Raw genomic sequence first — 1287 nt, forward strand, 5'->3', positions numbered from 1 at the left:
GGAGGCGTGTCGGTAGCGGGGCCGCCCGCACCGGTCCGTCAGGGCCCGGCTTGAAGACGTGAAGAAAGTCGACTCGGGCTTAGCGGCTCAATGCGGCGGTGGCTGACGAAGTGCGACGAATAGCAAGGTGACGAGCGCGACGTCGATCATGCGACCCATCTGCCGCCACCGCCCTCTGCGGCTGTCGATCTTGACGTGGCACACCCGGTTCTGCGGCCCTTGCTTGTGAGGGGCGGGCGGATCAAGCTGTCGGGCCCTGAGGAGGACAGCGCCGCCGGAGGCGACGACACCCGGGGTGTCGCGTCGCACTGCCGCGAGGTTCCCATCGCCGAGGTGGCCTGAGAACCGTCGCCCGCGACATCCTTGGCTTCCACCGACGGAAGGGAGCTCCCGATGATCACGGGCACGCACGCGATCGTGTTCAGCACCAATGCTCAGGCCGACCGCGAGGTGCTCGCCGAGCTGCTGCGCGGACACCACCGAGTCGACGCCGGCGACGGATGGGTCATCATTGCTCTGCCCCCGGCCGAGGTGGCGGTACATCCCACCGACGGGCCGCCCCAGCACGAGCTCTACCTCATGTGCGACGACATCGAGACCACGGTCGCTGACCTCACGGCCCGCGGCGTCGACATTGACGACGGCGTCAGTGACCAGGGATGGGGCCTACTCACCACGATCACACTGCCCAGTGGCGCTCGGCTCGGCCTGTACCAGCCACGACATCCGGTCGCCGCGCGATAGCACTCCAGACCGGCGTGCGCGACTCAGCCGCTCGCTCGAGCATCGTTCAGCAGATGGTGGGGATCGATCAATCCGGCGCGCCCAGGCTGTGGCCTCGTCGTACGGTATGGCGCTCCTCCGACACCCACGCAGGATGCCGACCAGCCGATACGCGAGCTGAAGCAACGCCGCGAAGTGCCCGAGCCCCCGCCCGTGTAGCTCGTCGTAGTAGCGGCGGGCCCCGGGCGAGACGACCAGCGCGCTTTGGGGTGGCCAGCGCTTCCGGCATGGCCGGCCGGAGCCTGCGTGGTCACCACGACCCCACTGTCAGCCGCCGTGGCGGCCGCGGGTCGGTGCTACTCGGCGACCGCGTGCGCACGCAGGTCGGCGAGGTCCACCCACTCCAGCGAGCGCGCGTGGGACGCCTCGAGGACGACCGGCGGCGCGACCCCGCCGTCGAGGGCCTCCTTCCACCGGCTCGCGCACAGGCACCAGCGGTCCCCGGGCGAGAGCCCCGGGAAGTTCTCGTCCGGCCGCGTCAGGTCGTTGCCGCGGGTCGCCGAG

The 1287-nt window shown here is 70.4% G+C and carries 2 protein-coding genes; one reads left to right on the forward strand and one right to left on the reverse strand.

Annotated elements, in window-relative coordinates; genetic code table 11:
• Positions 1–393 precede the first annotated feature (393 nt).
• Positions 394–744, forward strand: coding sequence for a VOC family protein (locus AC0CYZ_RS21455; protein ID WP_472219050.1), 351 nt, complete (start codon positions 394–396; stop codon positions 742–744).
• 335 nt (positions 745–1079) lie between these two features.
• Here AC0CYZ_RS21455 and AC0CYZ_RS21460 read toward each other — a convergent pair.
• Positions 1080–1287 (reverse strand): DUF2237 family protein (locus AC0CYZ_RS21460; protein ID WP_472219052.1); only part of this gene is annotated, 208 nt, incomplete at its 5' end.

This window comes from Actinomycetospora sp., from assembly GCF_055612215.1.